At 72.7% G+C, this 3,634-nt stretch carries 1 protein-coding gene; it reads left to right on the plus strand.

Annotation, left to right across the window (positions count from 1 at the left end; genetic code table 11):
- The coding region (locus K7G59_RS34210; protein WP_225840584.1) for a type I polyketide synthase at positions 1-3,634 on the plus strand (3,634 nt) is incomplete at both ends.

Below are 3,634 nucleotides of genomic sequence, written 5' to 3' on the forward strand. Positions count from 1 at the left end.
GGCATGCTGTCGGGTGGCTTCGGGCCGCTGGCGGTGACCGATCACCGGTTGCTGGTGCGGATACCGGAGGGCTGGTCGTTCGCCCAGGCTGCCTCCGTCCCGGCGGTCTTCGTCACGGCGATGTATGCGTTGCGTGACTTGGCGGGGCTGCGGGCGGGTGAGTCGGTGCTGGTGCACGCGGCGGCCGGTGGTGTCGGTATGGCGGCGGTGCAGTTGGCGCGGGCCTGGGGTGCGGAGGTCTTCGCGACCGCGAGCCCTGGCAAGTGGGACGTGGTGCGGGCGCTGGGTGTGGATGACGGGCATCTTGCGTCTTCGCGGACCTTGGACTTCGTGTCCGGGTTTGCCTCGGTGACTGCGGGTCGCGGGGTGGATGTGGTGTTGAACTCGCTTGCGGGTGAGTTCGTGGATGCTTCGCTGCGGTTGTTGCCGGGCGGGGGCCGGTTTGTGGAGATGGGCAAGAGGGATGTGCGTGTGGCCGGTGAGGTCGCGCTGGCGCATCCGGGGGTGCGGTACCGGGCGTTCGACCTTGCGGAGGCGGGGGTCGAGCGGATCGGCGGCATGCTCGCGGAGATCGTGGAGCTGTTCGAGCGTGGGGTGCTGCAGCCGTTGCCGGTGGCGGTGTGGGATGTGCGGCGGGCGCCGGAGGCGTTCCGGTTCGTCAGCCAGGCCCGCCATGTGGGCAAGGTGGTACTGACCGTTCCGACGGCCCTCGACGGCGAGGGCACCGTCCTCCTCACCGGTGCCACGGGCGCGCTGGGCGGGCTGGTGGCCCGCCACCTGGTCGCCGAGCACGGTGCACGCCACCTGCTGCTCGTCAGCCGTCGTGGTCGCGATGCGGCCGGTGCGGCGGAGCTGGAGGCCGAGCTGACGGCACTGGGTGCCTCGGTGACGGTGGTGGCCTGTGACGTGGCGGACCGTGAGGCGTTGGCGGGGGTGCTGGCGGGGATTCCGGCTGAGCATCCGTTGACGGGTGTGGTGCATGCGGCGGGTGTGCTGGACGACGGTGTGGTGGAGTCGCTGACGCCTGAGCGCATTGATGCGGTGCTGCGGGCGAAGGTCGATGCGGCGGTGAACCTGCACGAGTTGACGGCGGGTGCGGATCTGGCGTTGTTCGCGTTGTTCTCGTCGGCTGCGGGTGTGCTGGGTGCGGCGGGGCAGGGCAATTACGCCGCGGCGAACGCGTTCCTGGACGCGCTGGCCGCGCACCGGAGGGCGTCGGGGTTGCCGGCGGTGTCGTACGCGTGGGGTCTGTGGGCCGAGCGCAGCGCGATGACCGGGCACCTGGACGCGGCCGACCTCGCCCGAATGGCCCGCGGCGGCATCGTCCCGATGACCACCGACGAAGGCCTCGCCCTGCTCGACGCGGCCCCCGCCACGGCGGAGGCACTCGTCGTGCCGGTGAAGTTCGACGGCGCCGGACTCGCGACCCAGGCCCGGACGGGCACGCTGCCCGCGCTGCTGCGCGGTCTGGTGCAGCAGCCCGTCACCGCACCGCGGCGCGCACTCGCCGCCGCTGCCGACGCCGCGGGCGCCGAAGAGTCCTCCCTGCGTCAGCAGCTGGCCTCGCTGCGCGAGCAGGAGCGCGACCACCGGCTGCTGGAAATCGTGCGGGTCAACGCGGCCACCGTGCTCGGCCACGCGGGCTCCGACGAGGTCGAGGCCGAACGGCCCTTCCGGGAACACGGGTTCGACTCGCTGACCGCCGTCGAGCTGCGCAACCGCCTCAACGCGGCCACCGGCCTGCGGCTGCCGGCCACGTCGGTGTTCGACTACCCGACCCCGGCCGCCCTGGCCCGCCACCTGCGGACCGAGCTGTTCGGAGACTCGGACGGCGAGGACGAAGCCACGTCGGCGCCTGTCGCGCCGGTGGCACCCGTCACCGACGACCCGATCGCGATCGTCGCGATGAGCTGCCGCTTCCCGGGCGGCGTCCGTACCCCGGAGGAACTGTGGCAGCTGTTGCTGGACGAGCGGGACGTGATCTCCGGCTTCCCGCAGGACCGCGGCTGGGACCTCGACGCACTGTTCGACGCCGATCCTGACGCGGTCGGCAAGAGCTACACCCGCGAGGGCGGATTCGTCTACGACGCAGGCGAGTTCGACCCCGGCTTCTTCGGTATCTCGCCGCGTGAGGCGCTGGCGATGGACCCGCAGCAGCGCCTGCTGCTGGAGACCTCCTGGGAGGCCTTCGAACGCACCGGCATCGACCCGGCCGCACTGCGCGGCAGTCAGACCGGCGTGTTCGTCGGCGCCGCGTTGCAGGGATACAGCGCGGGCCCGCACCAGGGCGCGGACGGAGTCGAGGGCTACCTGCTGACCGGTGACGCGCTGAGCGTGACGGCCGGGCGGCTCGCGTACACCTTCGGGTTCGAGGGCCCGGCGATGACGGTGGACACGGCGTGCTCGTCGTCGCTGGTGGCGCTGCACCTGGCCGCGCAGGCACTGCGGTCGGGAGAGTGCTCGCTCGCCCTGGCCGGCGGCGTCACCGTCATGGCGACCCCCTGGGTCTTCGTGGAGTTCAGCCGGCAGCGCGGGATGGCGCCCGACGGCCGGAGCAAGGCGTTCTCCGCGGCGGCCGACGGGGCCGGGTGGGGGGAAGGCGTCGGCGTCCTGCTCCTGGAACGGCTCTCGGACGCCCGTCGTCACGGGCATCGGGTGCTGGCGGTGGTGCGTGGCTCGGCGGTCAACCAGGACGGTGCGTCGAACGGGCTGACCGCGCCCAACGGGCCGTCGCAGGAACGGGTGATCCGGGCCGCGCTGGCCAGCGCCGGTCTGACGGCCGCCGACGTCGACGCGGTCGAGGCACACGGCACCGGCACGACGCTGGGCGACCCGATCGAGGCGCAGGCACTGCTTGCGACCTACGGTCAGGAGCGGGCCGGTGAACAGCCGTTGTGGCTGGGGTCGGTGAAGTCGAACATCGGCCACACGCAGGCCGCCGCCGGTGTCGCGGGCGTGATCAAGATGGTGCAGGCCATGCGCCACGGGGTGCTGCCGCGCACGCTCCACGTGGACGAGCCGTCGCCGCACGTCGACTGGTCGGCGGGCGCGGTCGAGCTGCTGACCGAGGCGGTGCCGTGGCCGGAACGTGGGGAGCCGCGCCGGGCGGGCGTGTCCTCCTTCGGCATGAGCGGGACGAACGCGCACGTGCTGGTCGAACAGGCTCCGGTACAAGAGCCGGCTGATGCGCCGGAACTGCCCGTGGCGCTGCCCTCGGGTGCGGTGCCGGTGGTGGTGTCGGCCAAGTCGGAGGCCGCGTTGCGTGCGCAGGCGGAGCGGCTGCGGGCGTTCGTGACGGAGCGGCCGGAGCTGTCGGTCGTGGATCTCGGGTTCTCGCTGGCGACCACGCGTGCGGTGTTCGATCACCGGGCGGTGCTGGTGGCGGATGACCGGGCGGGCTTCCTGGCCGGTCTGGCCGCGCTGGCGGAGGGCCGGGACGCGGCGGGTGTGACGCGCGGTGTGGCGGGCTCCGTCGAACGTGTGGTGTTCGTGTTCCCGGGTCAGGGTTCGCAGTGGGTCGGGATGGCGGCCGGGCTGCTGGATGCCTCGCCGGTGTTCGCGGAGCGGGTCCGCGAGTGCGGGGCGGCGCTTTCGCCGTTCGTGGAGTGGTCGCTGGAGGATGTGCTGCGTGGCG

This window comes from Streptomyces sp. NK08204 (genome assembly GCF_020400585.1).
Taxonomy (GTDB): domain Bacteria; phylum Actinomycetota; class Actinomycetes; order Streptomycetales; family Streptomycetaceae; genus Streptomyces.